Genomic DNA, 15504 nt, shown 5'->3' with positions numbered 1-15504 from the left:
TGCTGCCTTGATAACGAGCGCGCCGAGGTCGGGCGCCGCCACCTTCGCCAGCGAGCCGCCGAACTTACCCACCGCCGTGCGTGCGGCCGAAACGATCACAATGTCAGTCATTTTCCATTCCTGCATTAAAGAAACTTACTGGGGAAGCTGCATCGAAAAAGCTGAAGCGCGTGCGCATGAACGTCACGCTCGCGACACACTAATTAGCGTGTCTGCATACCGTTACACACAGATGACAAAACAGGGAACATACGCGGAGAACCTGCGTCATGACGATGCGACGATGCGCGTTGATTTGGCACGGGCTTTTAAATCGAAGCTGAAATAGGCGCGGCGCAACGCGTGACGATGCGACCGCGCTTTTGTTCCTGAATGTCCTGGAGGACAAATGCAATAACGATTATTTCGCGGCTTGAGTCGTTGCAGCTTCCTGCGTGGCTGGCTGCTGAATCGCTTTAGCAGTGATTGAATCGACTTGATTGCGTGCCGTTTCAATAGTTTGTTGCGTCAGATTACGGAACGTTTCGGCTGCATTGCCAAAAGCCGCAAAGGTCGAATTGAACGCCGAGAAATACGGTGCAGCGCCTGCGGGCGAGTTCTGCGAAACGCGTTCCGCAAAAGCCTTGGCTCGCTCCTGCTGTGCTTCGGCTTGCGCCTGTGCGGCCTGGGTGAAATCTGCCTGAGCGTGCGTCGCGATATCGAAAAGCTGGCGACCGTACGACAGGGCCTTCGCGGCGGCTTGCTGCGAAGCGCTCACATGCTGCGTGAAAAGCTCAACGGGACTGGCGGTTTGCAGCGCGCTCTTGAGGGTCGCTTCGTTTTCGGCCAGCACCGCGCGGGTGGCCTGAAGGTTCAGCGCGACAAGAGCTTCGACGCTCTTGAAGGCGGGTTGCGTCAATGCAAAGAATGCCGCGATGCCGGACTGGTAATGGGCCCGGAGATGATCGGTTGCGAAATCGTTCGTGGACTCGGTCATCGACTATGCCTCATGGTTAGAAATGCTAAATAGATTGACTGGATTCAATCGCGATCCGACGCGACTCACCAGCAGACACACAGCACTCATTCCGACATTGCTCACCACACTCACACTATCGTGGCAAAGCAATTAGAGACTTGATTCTAAGCCATGAATTTAACAATCTTATGCAACGTACAATTAGGTGAAAACCCTGAGTCGCGACAATTCGATTCGGAACGGGTTTATTTCTTGCAGTTGTCAGGCAAGCCAGCTGCACGATAGTGCATTGCGTGGTGCGTATGCGGGGTCGGGAGCGTTACCGCATGCGCAGGCCTCTCGGCTTCAACATGCGTGAATTAGCGCAATGCGAAAGAGCATTGGTTTTTGTGCAGACGAAATATCCGCCGCGACAGGAATATTCGCGAAATCGAATTGAGCTTGAGACTCAATTGATGCGAATTGGGATTGAAACGGCCCACCGTGGATGAAAGATGGGCTGCGCATACCTAAAAGGGCCGCCGGGATACTGTGCGTGCGTGAATCGCTAGCGTGCGTTGACAACGCCATTATCGAATTTCAACGCCTGCCAGTTTCCGCCACCGGGTTGCGTCGAACCGCCATCCGACGAGAAATACGTATTGGCCGCGGGAGCGTACTTATCGACGTGCGAATTAGCACGACCTGCCAGCCAGTTCGAAAAGACATCATTCGCGCCACCAGGTACAGCGGCGCGACGATGATATTTTGTTCAGGCGCCATTCGATACAGAGTCGATCGCGTCGCGCCGCACCTTGTCGATGTATTTCCCCATCGCTGCTGCCGACAACAAACCAACGGCAAACGTAATGGCGAAAGCAGCGAGATGTTCGAGCGGCGAGCTATTGTTCAGCATGGTGTGAGGCTCCGTAGTCTTATGAGCGTGGCTTCGACGGACACAATACGTGCGCGTCGGAAGCCACTCTAAAGGGACGTCCGGACATTCCGTGTCTCAAGCGCTCATCAAACGAATTCCTGCGATCAGGACATGAATTGTCCGGACGCGTCGGCACCATGCGGGCATCGTCACTGCCCACATGGAGAACATGAGCGAATCGAACTCAAGCCGCCGCACACCGGCCGACATGAACGTGCGCGAGCTCGCCAGCCTGCGCCTGCTCAACGACCGCCTCGCGAAAACGGAGCGCTGGATTCTTGAACGCGCGCTTTCACACCTCATGCACTACCGTCGCCGTCGCACGCAAAGCGTGGTGCATACCCGCTTGCAGGATCTTGCGACGAACGAAGACATCGAAGTGCAAGCGCAGATTCTCTGCATCGCCACTCGCCAGGAAGCGACGCAGGAACAGGTGATTGCGCTACTCGACGGTCGCGTCCTGCTTGATCGCCGGCCCGAATACCATCAGGATGCCGAACTAAATAAAGCACCCGTTCCCCATCCTCTTGCCGATCTGCACGCTTGCCGCCTCTTCGACGAACTGCGCCTGAAGCATCTTGCCGACGACTGGAGCCGGATGCTCGCCATCGACGCGATCCGCGTCGAATTCTCCGTCGTGCAACGGCGCGCCGAGCACTGGACGGCATGAGCGCGGCGCGCTTGCCCGCCCAGGCGCCGCAACACGCGAGCCCCTATGCGGTGCGCGATCTCGACGCCGCCATCGCGCACCTGGAAATCGCCGTCAAGGCCGACGCACGCGCGGGCGTCTTCGGTGCGCGTTACTGGCTCGAACGCGTGCGCCAGGCCAGGGCGACCCCAGGCATTGTCATCGCACAGGCACGCAGGCTGGAGCGCCTGCAAAAACAGCTAGGCGAGCGCCTGACAATGTGCGCCAAGACCGTTCACGGACTGCCGAGCACGTGACCATTCACGGTCGTGCCATACATCGAATAAGGCGTGTCGTGATACTTCGCGCGCGTTTGCGCAACCGATCCCGTGTAGCGCGGATCCTGCGGGCGCTCGTGGCTGTCCATGAAGGTCGCGACGTCCCATGCCTCCTGGTCGGTCAACGTCCCACCCAGACCCAGCGGCATGTTCGCCTTGATGAATCCCGCCGCATTCTGGACTTCGTGCATACCCGCGCCCCAGTTGAACGACTGCGCGCCCCATAGCGGCGGGAACACGGTCTGCCCGTTGCTGCGCTGCCCCTGGCCGTTCTCAGCGTGACAGACGGCGCAGTGCTGTGCATAGACCGCGCCGCCGCGCGCGTAATCGGCCTTTTGCGCAGGTGCGGGCAGCTTCGGATAGCCGCGTCCTGCGAGCTTGCCGCCCACCGGCGCACCCGTCGAAAGCCAGTAAGCGTAGCTTTCGAGCGCGACCAATACCGGGTCGCCAAGCGGCGGCGCCTTACCGTTCATGCTGTAGTTGAAGCAGCCTTGCAGGCGCTCCGCGAAAGTATTCACGTGGCCGTTCTTGCTGCGATACGCGGGATAGGAAATATAGGCGCCCCACAGCGGGCCTGCGTCGGCTTTGCGGCCCGCGTCGAGATGGCAGTTTGCGCAGGTCAACGTGTTGCCCACATATCGCGCGGCGAACTGGCCCGTATGCATAAAGATCTGTTCGCCGAGTTTCACCTGTTTGCCGAAATCGCCTTCGGGAAAGCTGTTTTCGGCGGGCGGCTCGAACGGCGCGGCGTACGCATTCACTGCGCAGAATAGCGCGGCGATCGCCGCTGGTTTCAAAGCGTTCAGGACGAAGCGTTTCATTGTGTTCTCCCGCGCTATTTCATTGCCTGCTGCGCGTAGTACTGCGCGACAGCCTGAATATCGGTATCGCTGAGTTTGCTCGCAATCGCCGGCATCAGGGCGAGCGGCCCTGGCGCGCGCTTGCCGTTTTTCCAGGCGTTGAGTTGCGCTTCGATATAAGCGGCCGGCTGCCCCGCCAGCGGCGGAAACGCCGTGCCGACGCCCGCACCGCCTGGCCCATGACATTGCACGCAGGCGGGCAGATCCTGCTGCCAGCGTCCGCGTGTGGCGAGCCACGCCCCCGTGTCGGTGGTGGCGGCGTCGGCGGTGTCGTGCGTGCGGATATCCTTCGGCGCGGGCAGGCTGCTGAAATACTGCGCCACGGCCTCGCGACCTTCGAGCGCCATGGTCTTCGCGAACGGCTGCATGATGCTGTTTTCGCGCGTGCCGTCGGCGAAGGCGGCAAGTTGCGCCGCCAGATACGTCTCGCTCAAGCCTGCCAGGCGTGGAAAGCCCGCCGCCGCGTTGCCTTCGCCATTCGCGCCGTGGCAGCTGATGCAAGCGGGAATGCCTTTGGCGGTGCCTTGCGTCGCAATCGTGCGGCCCAAGGGCGAGATCGACGGCGTCTCCGGCTGCGCGCCCGTCGCTGCGCTCGCGGCCATCGCCAGCATCGCGGCCAGCACGATCGGGCGCGCGAAACGTTTCGCGTCCATGGCGTCTCCTCGTTGGTGTCGTTAATGTCGTTGCAGCCTTGTGGGTGCCTGCATTATCGCTTGCCGCGCGGCGTTACAATTACAAAAGCAATCGCAATTGCCGAAAACAGCCCTGCATTGAAACCGCGCTTAACGTTATCGTGACCGAGCCTCAACCCGGCCTGACGCCGGGCTTCATCCTGACCCGCCACTGGCGCGACACGCCCACGCATACCGAAGTCGACTTCTGGCTCGCGACGCCCGACGGCCCGCGCCAGTTGCGCCTGCGTGCACAAACGTCGGTGGCCTTCGTGCCCGCCGCGCAAGGCGATGCCACGCAGCGTGCGCTCGAACGCGAAAAAGGCGTCGAGCTGCGCCCGCTCGAACTCAAGGATTTTCGTCAGCGTCCCATTGTCGGCCTGTATGCGCCGCAATACCGCCAGCTTTCCGGCGCAGCGAAACGCCTGACGAAGGCGGGCATCGACGTCTATGAAGCCGATATCCAGCCGCCCGAGCGTTACATGATGGAGCGCTTCATCACTGCGCCCGTGCTGTTTCGCGGCACGCCGGATCCAACCGGCCTGCTGGTCGACGGCGAGATGAAGCCCCATGGCGACTACCGTCCGTCGCTGCGGCTGGTATCCCTCGATATCGAAACGAGTGCACAGGGCGAGCTTTATTCGATCGCGCTGGAAGGCTGCGGCCAGCGCCAGGTCTATATGCTCGCGCCGCAAAATGGCGACGCCGTTGCGCTCGATTTCGACCTCGAATACTGCGAGAGCCGCGCGCAGATGCTCGAATGTCTCAACGCGTGGATGGCGCGCCACGATCCCGATGCGATCATCGGCTGGAATCTCGTGCAATTCGATCTGCGCGTGCTGCACGCGCATTCGCAGCAATATGGCGTGCCACTGCGGCTCGGACGCGGCGGCGCGGTCATGGAATGGCGCGAGCACAGCATCAACCAGAATCACTATTTCGCGGCGGCAGCGGGACGGCTCATCATCGACGGCATCGAAGCGTTGCGCTCGGCGACCTGGAGCTTCCCGTCGTTCAGCCTCGAATACGTGTCGCAAACGCTGCTCGGCGAAGGCAAGGCGGTCGACAATCCCTATCAGCGCATGGACGAAATCCAGCGCCGCTTCGACGAGGACAAGCCCGCGCTCGCGCGCTACAACCTCAAGGATTGCGAACTGGTCACGCGCGTCTTCGAGAAAACCGAGTTGATGGCGTTCTTGCTGGAACGCGCTTGCGTCACGGGTTTGCCCGTCGACCGCAGCGGCGGATCGGTGGCGGCGTTCACGCACCTGTATCTGCCGCGCATGCATCGGCTCGGCTATGTTGCGCCCAATCTTGGCGACGTGGTGGGCGAGAACAGCCCCGGCGGCTTCGTGATGGATTCCCGGCCCGGGCTTTACGATTCGGTGCTGGTGCTCGACTACAAGAGCCTGTATCCGTCGATTATCCGCACGTTCCTGATCGATCCGGCCGGATTGATCGAAGGCTTGCGCGCGCCCGACGACGAACATTCAGTGCCTGGTTTTCTGGGCGCGCGTTTCTCGCGCACGATGCACTGCCTGCCGGAAATCGTGCGCCAGGTGTGGGAGGGGCGCGAAGCCGCAAAGCGGCAAAAGAATGCGCCGCTTTCGCAGGCCTTGAAGATCATCATGAACGCGTTCTATGGCGTGCTCGGATCGACCGGTTGCCGCTTTTTCGATCCGCGCCTGGCCTCGTCGATCACCATGCGCGGCCACGACATCATGCGCCGGACACGCACGCTGATCGAGGCGCAAGGCTACGATGTCATTTACGGCGATACCGATTCGACCTTTGTCTGGCTCAAACGCGCGCATTCGGAAGAAGACGCGACGCGCACGGGCCGCGAACTCGTCGCGCATGTGAACGCGTGGTGGAAGGAAGAATTGCAAAAGCAATTCGGACTCCAGAGCGCGCTCGAACTGCAGTTCGAGCGCCATTACACGCGCTTTCTCATGCCCACCGTGCGCGGCGCGGAAGAAGGCAGCAAAAAGCGCTATGCGGGCCTGTCGCTGGCGAAGGACGGCAGCGAAGAAGTCGTATTCAAGGGCCTCGAAACGGTTCGCACCGACTGGACGCCGCTCGCGCAGCAGTTCCAGCGCGAGCTCTACCGCCGCGTATTCATGCGCGAGCCGCATGCGGACTATGTGCGCGACTACGTGCGCCGCACGCTCGCCGGGGAATTCGACGATCAGCTTGTGTTTCGCAAGCGCCTGCGCCGCCCCTTGAGCGACTATCAGCGCAACGTCCCGCCGCACGTGCGCGCCGCGCGCGTCGCCGACGAATACAACCGCGCAAAAGGCCGCCCCTTGCAGTACCAGAACGGCGGCTGGATCAGCTACGTGATGACCGCCGCTGGGCCGGAACCGCTTGAAACGCTGAGCGCGCCACCCGATTACACGTTCTATCTGACGCGCCAGTTGCAGCCGGTCGCCGATGCGATCCTGCCGTTCCTGCGCGAAGCATTCGAGACGCTGGTTTCGGGGCAGGCAAGCCTGTTTTAAAGCGCCTTTAAGCGAGCCTCAAGCTTCTCGCGCACGTCCGGCCATTCATCGTCGATGATGCTAAAGCGCACCGAATTGCGTTTGCGCCCATCGGGCATGATGCGCTCGTGCCGCACAATGCCTTCCTGTTTCGCGCCCAGGCGCAGGATCGCCGCGCGCGACTTCTCGTTCAGTTCATCGGTGGTGAATTGCACGCGTACGCAGTCGAGCGTTTCGAAGGCATAGGTCAGCAGCAGGAACTTCGCCTCGGTGTTGATCGACGAACGTTGCGCCGACGCCGCCAGCCACGTATGGCCGATTTCCAGCTTGCGGTTGGCGCGGTCTACTTTCCAGAAGCGCGTGCTGCCCACCACCCGTCCCGTTGCGCGCGCAACGATCACGAACGGCATGACCGTGCCCGCACGTTCGCCTTCGAGCGCCCTGGCGATATAGGCGGCCACCGCCGCCGGGCCCGGCACCACCGTGACTTTCAGGTTCCAGAGTTCGCCGTCGGCGGCGGCTTCGATCAGTGCCGGTGCATCGGTTTCGCGTAGCGGGCGCAGTTCGACCGTCGTGCCGGTCAGCGTGGGGGTGGTGTTCATCGAATACGAATTGAGGAAGTGTCAGCGGGCGCGCCATCGTCGCGGCGCAGCAGGCGTCCGGCGTTGGCGATCACGACGAGCGTGCCCACGTTATGGAGGATCGCGGTGGCCACCGCGCTCAGCGCGCCGAGCGCCGCGAGCGCGATCACGGCCACCGTCCAGCCCAGGCCAATCGCGGCATTGGTCGTCGCAATGCAGCGGCATGCACGGCCCAGACGGATGCAATCGGGCAGGCGCCGCAGGTCGTCGGCGAGCAGCACGACATCGGCGGAGGCCACGGCGATATCGACGCCGCGCTCGCCCATCGCCACGCTGGTCGAGCCGGCCTTGATCGCCAGCACGTCGTTCAGGCCGTCGCCGACCACGAGCGGATGGTGGCCCGCGTCGATCTCGGCGAGCACATAGTCCAGCTTGTCGTGCGGCAGCGCCTGCGCCACCACCGTCTCGATGCCAACTTCGCCCGCGAGCCGCCGCGCGACGCTTTCGCGGTCGCCCGTCACCAGCGCTTCGCGCGCGATGCCGAGCGCGCGCAGATCGTCGAGCGCGGCGCGCGCCTCGGGGCGCAGCGTATCGGCGAAACCGAACCACGCGAGCAGGCGGCCATCGAGCGCGAGACCCGCGCAAGGGCCGTCGATTTCGGCGGGCGCGGCGGGCAGCACGTTCACATGCTGCGCGAGCAGATCCGCACGGCCGAGCACCGCGACGCCTGCGGATGTCTGCGCAATCACGCCAAGGCCGCGCAATTCGCGCGCTTCGTCCAACGGCGTGGCGTTGACGGCGGCTTCACGCACCAGCGCGCGGCAGACCGGATGCGCGCTGCTCATCGCCAGGCGCGCCGCCAGTTCGCGCGCCTGCGCTTCATCGACGCCCGGCTGCCATATGGCGCGCGTCAGGCGCAATTCACCGTGCGTGAGCGTGCCGGTCTTGTCGATCACGAGCGAATCGATTTCGGCGATCTTGTCGAGAAACGCCGTGTTGCGAAACAGGATGCCGCGCCGCGCGCCCGCCGCGATCCCCGCGATGGCCGTCGAGGGCGCCGCCAGCACCAGCGCGCACGGGCAGGCCGCGACGATCACCGCCAGCATCGCCTGCGCATTGGCGCTCGTGAACCAGACAATCGCCGCGATCAGCAGCACCAGCGCGAGATAGACGTCCATGTAGCGTTCGAGCGCCTGCGTGATGGGCGGCTTGGCGGCCTCCGCGCGCTGCATCAGCTCGATCACCTTGCCGAGCGTCGACGCCTTGCCGACCTGCGTGATCTCGATGCGCAGCGGGCCGTCCAGGTTGATCGCGCCGCCGTAGACGCTCGCGCCCTCGCCCGCGTCCTGCGGCAGCGATTCGCCGGTGATGGGGCCGTTGTCGATGCTGGAGCGTCCCTGGCGCACCACGCCGTCCGCGGGAATGCGCGCGCCCGGCAGCACATCGACGAGATCGCCTTCGCGGATCGAGTCGTAGGCCACCTCCTCGATCGCGCCCGTCGCGCTCACGCGGCGCACCTTGCCCGACGTCAGGCGGCCAAGCGCGCGGATCGCTTCCTGCGAGCCGAGCACGCTGCGCTCTTCCAGCGCGTGGCCGAAGGTCATGACGATGGGCAGCAGCGCCGCCGTCGTCATGTCGCCGACGGCCCACGCGCCCAGCATCGCGAGCGCGATCAGGCGGTCGGTCACGCCGTGCAGGCTCGGCGACTTGAGGCTGTGCCACGCGCCCGCGAACACGGGCGGCGCGACGACCAGCGAGGCCGCCGCCGCGAGCAGTTGCGCGAGCGTCGCGTCGCCACGCGCGCCCGCAGGCGAGAGCCACGGCCACGCGAGCGAGAGCAGCAGCAAGCCGCCCGCGAGCAAGGCAAGCAGCGTGTGGCGCGTGATCGCGCGGCGTTCGGCGGCGGATAGCGCGAGTGCGGAGACATCCTGCTGGTCGGGCGCGTCGTGAGGTGCGCCGTCCAGATCCACGCTATCGACGCGCTGCCCGAGCGGTTCGTACGGTGTCGTCATGGTGCGTGCCCCGGCAGGACGAGACTCGACGCATCGTTCGGATCCAGCGTCGTCACGCGCGCCGCCTTCGCCAGCACGGCCTGCACGCGGTCGCGATAGGCGCGCGCCACCAGCCCCGGATCGTGGTTTTCCGCCAGCGCGGCTTCGAGCTGCGCAATCGTCGAGGTCTCGGACTGCGCCTTCGCCACGCGTTCGGCGGCGCTCGCCTGGGCGTCCTGGACGACGCGGTCGGCGTTCTGCTGCGCGCCCTGGCGCGTCCTTTCGGCGACGGTGCGCGCGCGTGCGACGTCGCGCTCGGCGTTCTGCATCGAGTTCAGGACGGCATTGAACGCATCGATAGCCGAGGCGGGAAACGCGGTCTGCACATCGACGCGCGCCACTTCGATGCCGAGCCCCGCGTGCGCGGCGGCGAGCGCGTCCAGATGGTGCTGGATCGCGCGCGCCAGGTCGCCGCGCAACTGCTCGCGGCGCACGGCCATTTGCTGGTCGGCGGCCACCATTTCCGGGCGCGCGACCAGGATCGCGTCGAGGTCGCGCTGCGCCGCCGTTTCCACCACGGCGGCGGACACCACGCGCTCGATGGCGGCGTCGAGATGTTCGAGCTGCAAGGCGTAGGCGTACGGGTCGCTCACGCGGTAGAACAGCGTCGCGCTCAGTTGCACGACGCCGTTGTCGCCGGTCAGCACGTAGCCGGAACCGGCTTCGGCGTCGCTGTCGAGGCCCAGCGTCGCCGGTGCGCCCGGGTCGCGGTCGAGCGACGTCACGCGATGCTCCACCACGCGCTGGCTGCCCGGCACGAGCTGCACGTCTTCGAACGGGCGCGGCCAGGCGACCAGCAGCCCCGCGCCCTGCTCGCGCACATAGGCGCCGAAGCGCGTCACGACCGCGCTGCTATCGGCGGGAATGCGGCGCACGTTCGAGCACGCCCAGACGAGCGCGGCCACCACCGCCAGCACCGCGACGAACCAGAACGACAGGCGCACCGTCTGCGCGCCCGGGCCGAGCGTGGGCTGAAGTTCGGGCGCGCTCATCGGCTTTGTCCGTGGCTTTGTTCGTGGCTGCGAGCGGGCGGCGCCGGCGTGGCAGCGTTGCCCGCCGGCGCGCCCATGCCCGGCGGCCCCTGCACGAGCGCGCGGAACGGCGCGGCGTCGGTGCGCAGGATCAGGTTGGTGTTCGTGTTGACGACCGTGCCGAGCGTGTCGAGCGAGCGCAGCATCGTATAGAGCTGCGGATCGGCCGCGTAGCTCTTGCCGTAGATGGCCGCCGCGTCCTTGCGCGACTGCGCCTCGATATCGGCGGCTTTCACGTTGGCGTCGGCGATCAGCACGCGCGCGTCGCGGTCGGCGTCCGAGCGGATCTGCGCGGCCTGGCGGTTGCCTTCGGCGGTGCGCTGCGCGGCCACGGTTTCGCGTTCGGCGCGCATGCGCTCGACCGTTGCCGCGAGCGTCACGGCGGGCAGCGTCAGGCGCTCCAGCCCGACCTGCACCACGTGCACGCCATACGCGGCGTAGACCTGGGCGTCGACCTGGCGGCGCAGCGCCTCCTCGAATGCGCCGATGCGCACCTGGCCGGGATCGGTATTGACGAGCGAAGCGAGATCGAAGCCCGCCGAAGTCGTCTGCAACGCCGAGCCGACCAGCGAGCGGATCTGCCGCGCGGCTTCGTCGGGTTCGTTGCGCACCGCGCGCACGAAGCGGCCGATGTCGCTGGCGTTGGCGGGCACGCGCCACGCCACGTAGGCCTGCACGATGATGCGCAGGCCGTCGCGGGTGCCGACGTCCTGCAGGCCGCTCGACGTGGTGTGCAAGCGAAGATCGACAGGCACGGCTGCTTCGATGGGCGCGGGCAGGCGCCACGCGAGCCCCGGTTGCAGCAGCACGCGCACCGGGTCGCCAAAGCGCGTGACCACGGCCGCCTCGCCCTCGCGCACCTGCACGAAGCTCGCGACCACCAGCGCGACGACCACGCACAGGGTCGCGAGCGCCACGCGCAGCGCAAAGCGCGGACGGTTCACCGGCGCGCCGGGCTGGCCGTGCGAATGGCCGTGGTGATGATGGTGGTGGTGGCCATCGTGCCCGTCGTGCCCGTCGTGCTTGCCGCCGTGTGTGTGCATGAAACCCACGTTCAGATCACCTTGCTCAAGATTGATTGCTTTCAATGCCGCGCTCGCGCGTCATCGCTTACCACGCGGGCTGCACGCCTTTGCCCGTCACGGGCGTAAGCGGGCGCAAGTCGAAAGTCGCGCGATTGCCGCTCGCGAGCCGATCGTCGATGACGGTCAGGTTCGCGTTACGCAGGCCCTTTTGCAGCGCATGCAGGTAGTACTCGAAGGCGAACGCGGGGCCGCCCAGGCCCTGCGCGATCACATCGGCGTCGAAACCGGCCTGCTGCACGCGCGCGGCCGCCAGCGAGTCGGCGCCGTTCGCGCTGCCTTGTGCGATGGCCTCGATCGCCTCGCGCTGCGCGCCGCCCACGGTGGCCGCCGCAAAGCCGCGCGCCTCGACCACGCTCGCGTCGGCGCGAATCTGCGCGGCCTGCACACCGTGATAGGCGGCCGCCGCGCCTGCCGGGGGATGCACGCTCTCGATCACCACGGCGACGACTTCGATGCCGCCAATCGCGCGGTCGAGCTCGTGCTGCACGACGCCGCGCAAGGTCGCGGCCATCGCGGTCTGCGGCGTGTCGAGCAGCGCGGGCAGCGTGCGCGAGGCGAGATAGCGCACGACTTCGCGGTTCGCGATCGCGCGCACGGTCTGGTCGAGATCGACAGCGCGATAGAGCGCGGCGCGCGCCGCCGCGTCGGACAGACCGATGCGGTAGTCGAGGCGCACATCGGCGCTGACAATCTGGAAAGCCTGCTGGTCATTGCTCGTGCCCGCGATCACCTGGGTGGTTTCCCACGGATGCGCGACGTCCCAGAGGCGGTCGAGCTGCGGCGGCGTGCGGCCATCGGCGGGAATGGTCGCCGAGGTCGCCGAGGCGGCTGAGGTCGCGATTGCGGGCGCGGCACGCTGGCCCGAAGTGGAATCGCCTCCTGCGCTCCCGGAAACGATCAGTTGATGGATCGCGCCGTTGTCGATCACGCGCGCACGGCCGAACGGCCAGGGCAGGCCCACATGCAGGCCCGGCTGCCAGACCGCCGCCGGTGCGCCGAAGCGCTCGTACACGGCGCGCTGGTCAGGGCCAAGAATCGTCACGCCGCCGAGCAGCCAGCCCGCCAGCACCATCACCCCAAGCGTCAGCGGCAGGAGGCGCGCGAAACTTTGCAGCGCCCAGTTCTGGCGCAGATCGATGCCGTAGCGCGCGCGCAATTGCTCGTCGAGCGCTGCAAGCGGGCGGGCGTGCGGACGCAAGGCCTGCGCAATCGTGCTGGCGAGCGTCCATGTTTCATCGGGCTGCGGCACCGGCGCCGAGAACCACGCCCAGGCGGCGCGAGCGGCCAGTTCGATCGCGACCGCGCCGCTCAATGCGGCGACCAAGCGCACGAGCCACGTCGGGGACATCGCGGCGTAAGCCGTCAGCGCTACCGAGGCCGCCGCGCCCAGCGCCGCGACCAGCAGCACGCGCAGCAACGCCGTCAGAGCCAGCGCCGAAGCCGAACGCTTGCCCTCGTGCGTGTAGATGCGCTCGACGAGCAGCACGCCGAACGCCAGCGCCAATGAGCCAGCGCCCGCCACGAACTGCGGCGCCTGCGCAGGGGAGGCCATGCCCTCGAAGGCAGGACGCAACCACGCAAGCGCCACGAAAGCGAGCGAAGCGAGCGCCAGCAGCGGCACGGCACAAGGCCGCCAGGGCAAGGCGCGCAGGAGCGTGTGAACATCGGCTTGATTGGCTTGCGTGTCTTCAGTGGCTTCGGCTTCCTGCTCTGCGCCTTCACCCTTGCGCTTGCGACCGTCATGCTGAAAAGCCAGCCGGGCCAGTCCAAGCAGCGTTTTCGAAAGCGGTGCGCGTTCGGCAGGAGCCGCTTCGATACGCTCGGCATAAAGCCGCGTGCCGAGCACGGCCATCAGGATATCGAGGTTCGCGCTCGCCAGCACGGCACACCAGCGCCCATCGAAAGGCAGAGCCGGCACCAGCGCCAGTACGCCGAACACCACGGCCAGCCCCAACGCACACGCACCGAGCCGGGTCTCACCCTCGCGTGCGGCGAACCACCCGTGAGCTTCACGATTCTCGCGCGCTGCGTGCTGCACCATCAGGGCTCCTTACAGGGAATTTACGACGATTGCATTTGCATAAAGCGCTTGACGTTGCTTGGCCCAGGCGCGCCCCAATGTATCGCGCTCGATTCGGAAACTCAACCGTGGCGCGCGCGAGCGGCCTGTCCGGCGGGCCTGTCGCGGTCATACGGCACAGCCGCACCTATGCGCCAGGAATCGGCGCACAATACGCCGGATAAGTCGAAAACACCGAATACGTCGAATACTTCGCATACGTTGAATACGCCGATCCATCGTGCGGTTGATGACGACGGAACGGCCACGCGCGGCGGCACACGAATCGCCACCTGCCCACAACGACAACGACGCATAACAGGACGCACGCTACTCATGGACGGCTTGCTGATCGCACCGGCGACACGCAGGCAGGCGCTCATTGCCAGTGCCTGCGCGCTCGCGATACTGCTTACGCTCGCACTGGCCGCGCCGCGCGCGCACGAGGCGCTGCCCGCTGTCGCCCCGTTCATGCCGATGTGCGCGCTCACTGTGTTCACTACGTCGGGTATTGCGGCATTTCTGCTCGGGGCGCGCTTCGCCGCCACGCGCGTGCCGATGCTGGGCGCGCTCGGCGGCGCCTATGCGTTCACGGCGATTGCCGTCGCGCTGCAGTTACTGATGTTTCCTGGCGTTTTTACGCGCAACGGTTTGCTGGGCGCTGGCCCGCACAGCGCTGCCTGGATGTGGATTTTCTGGCACGCGGGCTTCCCGCTGCTGGTGATCGTCGCCGAACTGGTGCGCACGCGCGCGGCCGCCGACGCGGCGCCAACCGTCGCGCCCCGGGCGAGCGCGACGCGCGGCTGGCTGCTGATCGCCGCCCCCGCTGCGGTGGCTGCGCTGCTCGGCGTGCTGGTGACGCAAATCGATCTGGTCGAACCATGGCGCGCATCCACGGCCGCACCGCTGTTGCAGCAGCCGTCCAGCCTGGCCACGCCACTAAGCTCATCTTCAGGCTCATCACCAGGCTCCCCTCTGGGCGCGCACCTGATCGCGAACCTGGCGGGCCTCGCGATCTGCGCGCTCAACGTTGCCGCCATCGCCGTGGTGCTGCTCAAGGGGCGGCTGCGCCTCGTGCTCGATTTGTGGATCGTGGTGGCGCTGCTGGCGTCGTTCGTCGATGCCGCGCTCAATACCTTGAGCATCGAGCGCTTCACGCTCGGCTGGTACGTCGCGCGGATATTCAGCATGCTCGCGCCGGGCGTGCTGGTATGCGTGCTGGTCTGGGAAGTCACGGCGCTCTACCGGCAGCTTGCGGAGGTGCACGCATCGCTCGTGCGTACCTCGGCGCGCGATGCGCTCACGCGCGTCTACAACCGCAGTTACTTCGACACACAGTTCCTGCTGACCTGCGAGCGCGCGGCCCAGAACGCGCAGCCGCTCTCGCTGGTGATGATCGACGTCGATCACTTCAAGCGCTACAACGACGCCTACGGCCATCTGCAAGGCGATGCCTGTCTCGCCGCCGTGGCCGGTGCGCTCGCACGCGCGCTGCGCCCCGGCGACTTCGTCGCGCGCTACGGCGGCGAGGAGTTCACGCTGGTATTGCCGGATACGGATGCGGCGGAAGCAGGCGTCATCGCGGAACGCGCACGCGCGGCCGTCGTCGAGCTGATGATTCCCACGCCTGCGGCCAGCGGCCAGATCACGGTCAGCGCAGGCTGCGCGACGAGCGGCCTGGCGGACATCGAGGTCACGCCGACCGCCTTGATCGAAGCCGCCGACACGGCGCTCTATGCGGCCAAGCGCGCGGGCCGCAATCGCGTCGCCTTCGCTCATGCGAATGGGGCGTCGCTGGCGTCGCCGCTTTCTGGCTGACGACGCCCAGCGCATTTGAGCCTGAAAA

General features: G+C 65.9%; 14 protein-coding genes. 4 read left to right on the top strand and 10 right to left on the bottom strand.

The window, feature by feature from the left end; all coding sequences use genetic code 11:
- From BBA01S_RS46780 to BBA01S_RS47530, 3 genes are all read right to left on the bottom strand, one after another.
- The coding region (locus BBA01S_RS46780) for a thiolase family protein (protein WP_156965915.1) at nt 1-111 on the bottom strand (111 nt) is incomplete at its 3' end.
- Nucleotides 112-400: 289 nt separating this feature from the next.
- Nucleotides 401-976, bottom strand: coding sequence for a TIGR01841 family phasin (gene phaP, locus BBA01S_RS11265; RefSeq protein WP_027816527.1), 576 nt, complete (start codon nt 974-976; stop codon nt 401-403).
- A 733-nt stretch (nt 977-1709) separates the two neighbouring features.
- Entirely contained in the window at nt 1710-1853 is a 144-nt protein-coding gene (locus tag BBA01S_RS47530) for a hypothetical protein (RefSeq protein WP_167336007.1), read from the bottom strand.
- A 190-nt stretch (nt 1854-2043) separates the two neighbouring features.
- Here BBA01S_RS47530 and BBA01S_RS11255 point away from each other — a divergent pair, with 190 nt between their 5' ends.
- Nucleotides 2044-2544, top strand: coding sequence for a hypothetical protein (locus tag BBA01S_RS11255; RefSeq protein ID WP_042296723.1), 501 nt, complete (start codon nt 2044-2046; stop codon nt 2542-2544).
- Entirely contained in the window at nt 2541-2819 is a 279-nt protein-coding gene (locus BBA01S_RS40905) for a hypothetical protein (RefSeq protein WP_042296722.1), read from the top strand. Before BBA01S_RS11255 ends, BBA01S_RS40905 begins: the two co-directional genes overlap by 4 nt.
- Here the strand turns inward: BBA01S_RS40905 and BBA01S_RS11245 are convergent.
- Together BBA01S_RS11245 and BBA01S_RS11240 are read right to left on the bottom strand one after the other, a co-directional pair.
- The gene (locus tag BBA01S_RS11245; RefSeq protein ID WP_084162059.1) at nt 2798-3661 is read right to left on the bottom strand and encodes a c-type cytochrome; all 864 of its coding nucleotides are present in this window, start codon (nt 3659-3661) and stop codon (nt 2798-2800) included. The genes BBA01S_RS40905 and BBA01S_RS11245 overlap by 22 nt on opposite strands.
- A 14-nt stretch (nt 3662-3675) precedes the next feature.
- Nucleotides 3676-4353, bottom strand: coding sequence for a c-type cytochrome (locus BBA01S_RS11240; RefSeq protein ID WP_027816524.1), 678 nt, complete (start codon nt 4351-4353; stop codon nt 3676-3678).
- A 140-nt stretch (nt 4354-4493) separates the two neighbouring features.
- Here BBA01S_RS11240 and BBA01S_RS11235 point away from each other — a divergent pair, with 140 nt between their 5' ends.
- Entirely contained in the window at nt 4494-6872 is a 2379-nt protein-coding gene (locus tag BBA01S_RS11235; protein ID WP_245641470.1) for a DNA polymerase II, read from the top strand.
- On the opposite strand, the gene BBA01S_RS11230 is transcribed toward BBA01S_RS11235, so the two are convergent.
- Genes BBA01S_RS11230 through BBA01S_RS40895 form a run of 5 tightly spaced genes read right to left on the bottom strand, consistent with a single transcriptional unit; the run spans nt 6869 to nt 13640 of the window.
- Nucleotides 6869-7453, bottom strand: a complete 585-nt coding sequence (locus BBA01S_RS11230) for a GNAT family N-acetyltransferase (RefSeq protein WP_027816522.1) — start codon at nt 7451-7453, stop codon at nt 6869-6871. The genes BBA01S_RS11235 and BBA01S_RS11230 overlap by 4 nt on opposite strands.
- Complete coding sequence (locus BBA01S_RS11225) at nt 7450-9444, bottom strand: heavy metal translocating P-type ATPase (RefSeq protein ID WP_027816521.1); 1995 nt, start codon at nt 9442-9444, stop codon at nt 7450-7452. Before BBA01S_RS11225 ends, BBA01S_RS11230 begins: the two co-directional genes overlap by 4 nt.
- Entirely contained in the window at nt 9441-10475 is a 1035-nt protein-coding gene (locus BBA01S_RS11220; RefSeq protein WP_027816520.1) for an SPFH domain-containing protein, read from the bottom strand. The genes BBA01S_RS11225 and BBA01S_RS11220 overlap by 4 nt, the downstream gene beginning before the upstream one ends.
- The gene (gene hflC / locus BBA01S_RS40900; protein ID WP_245641469.1) at nt 10472-11602 is read right to left on the bottom strand and encodes a protease modulator HflC; all 1131 of its coding nucleotides are present in this window, start codon (nt 11600-11602) and stop codon (nt 10472-10474) included. The genes BBA01S_RS11220 and hflC overlap by 4 nt, the downstream gene beginning before the upstream one ends.
- Nucleotides 11603-11624: 22 nt before the next feature.
- Complete coding sequence (locus tag BBA01S_RS40895) at nt 11625-13640, bottom strand: SPFH domain-containing protein (protein WP_245641468.1); 2016 nt, start codon at nt 13638-13640, stop codon at nt 11625-11627.
- Nucleotides 13641-13994: 354 nt separating this feature from the next.
- Here BBA01S_RS40895 and BBA01S_RS11205 point away from each other — a divergent pair, with 354 nt between their 5' ends.
- The gene (locus tag BBA01S_RS11205) at nt 13995-15476 is read left to right on the top strand and encodes a sensor domain-containing diguanylate cyclase (protein WP_027816519.1); all 1482 of its coding nucleotides are present in this window, start codon (nt 13995-13997) and stop codon (nt 15474-15476) included.
- The last annotated feature ends 28 nt before the right edge of the window (nt 15477-15504 follow it).

The sequence above is a fragment of the Paraburkholderia bannensis NBRC 103871 genome (genome assembly GCF_000685015.1).
Lineage (GTDB): Bacteria > Pseudomonadota > Gammaproteobacteria > Burkholderiales > Burkholderiaceae > Paraburkholderia > Paraburkholderia bannensis.
The sequence above is the reverse complement of the archived record's forward strand: the minus strand, read 5'-3'. Positions and strand labels throughout refer to the sequence as shown.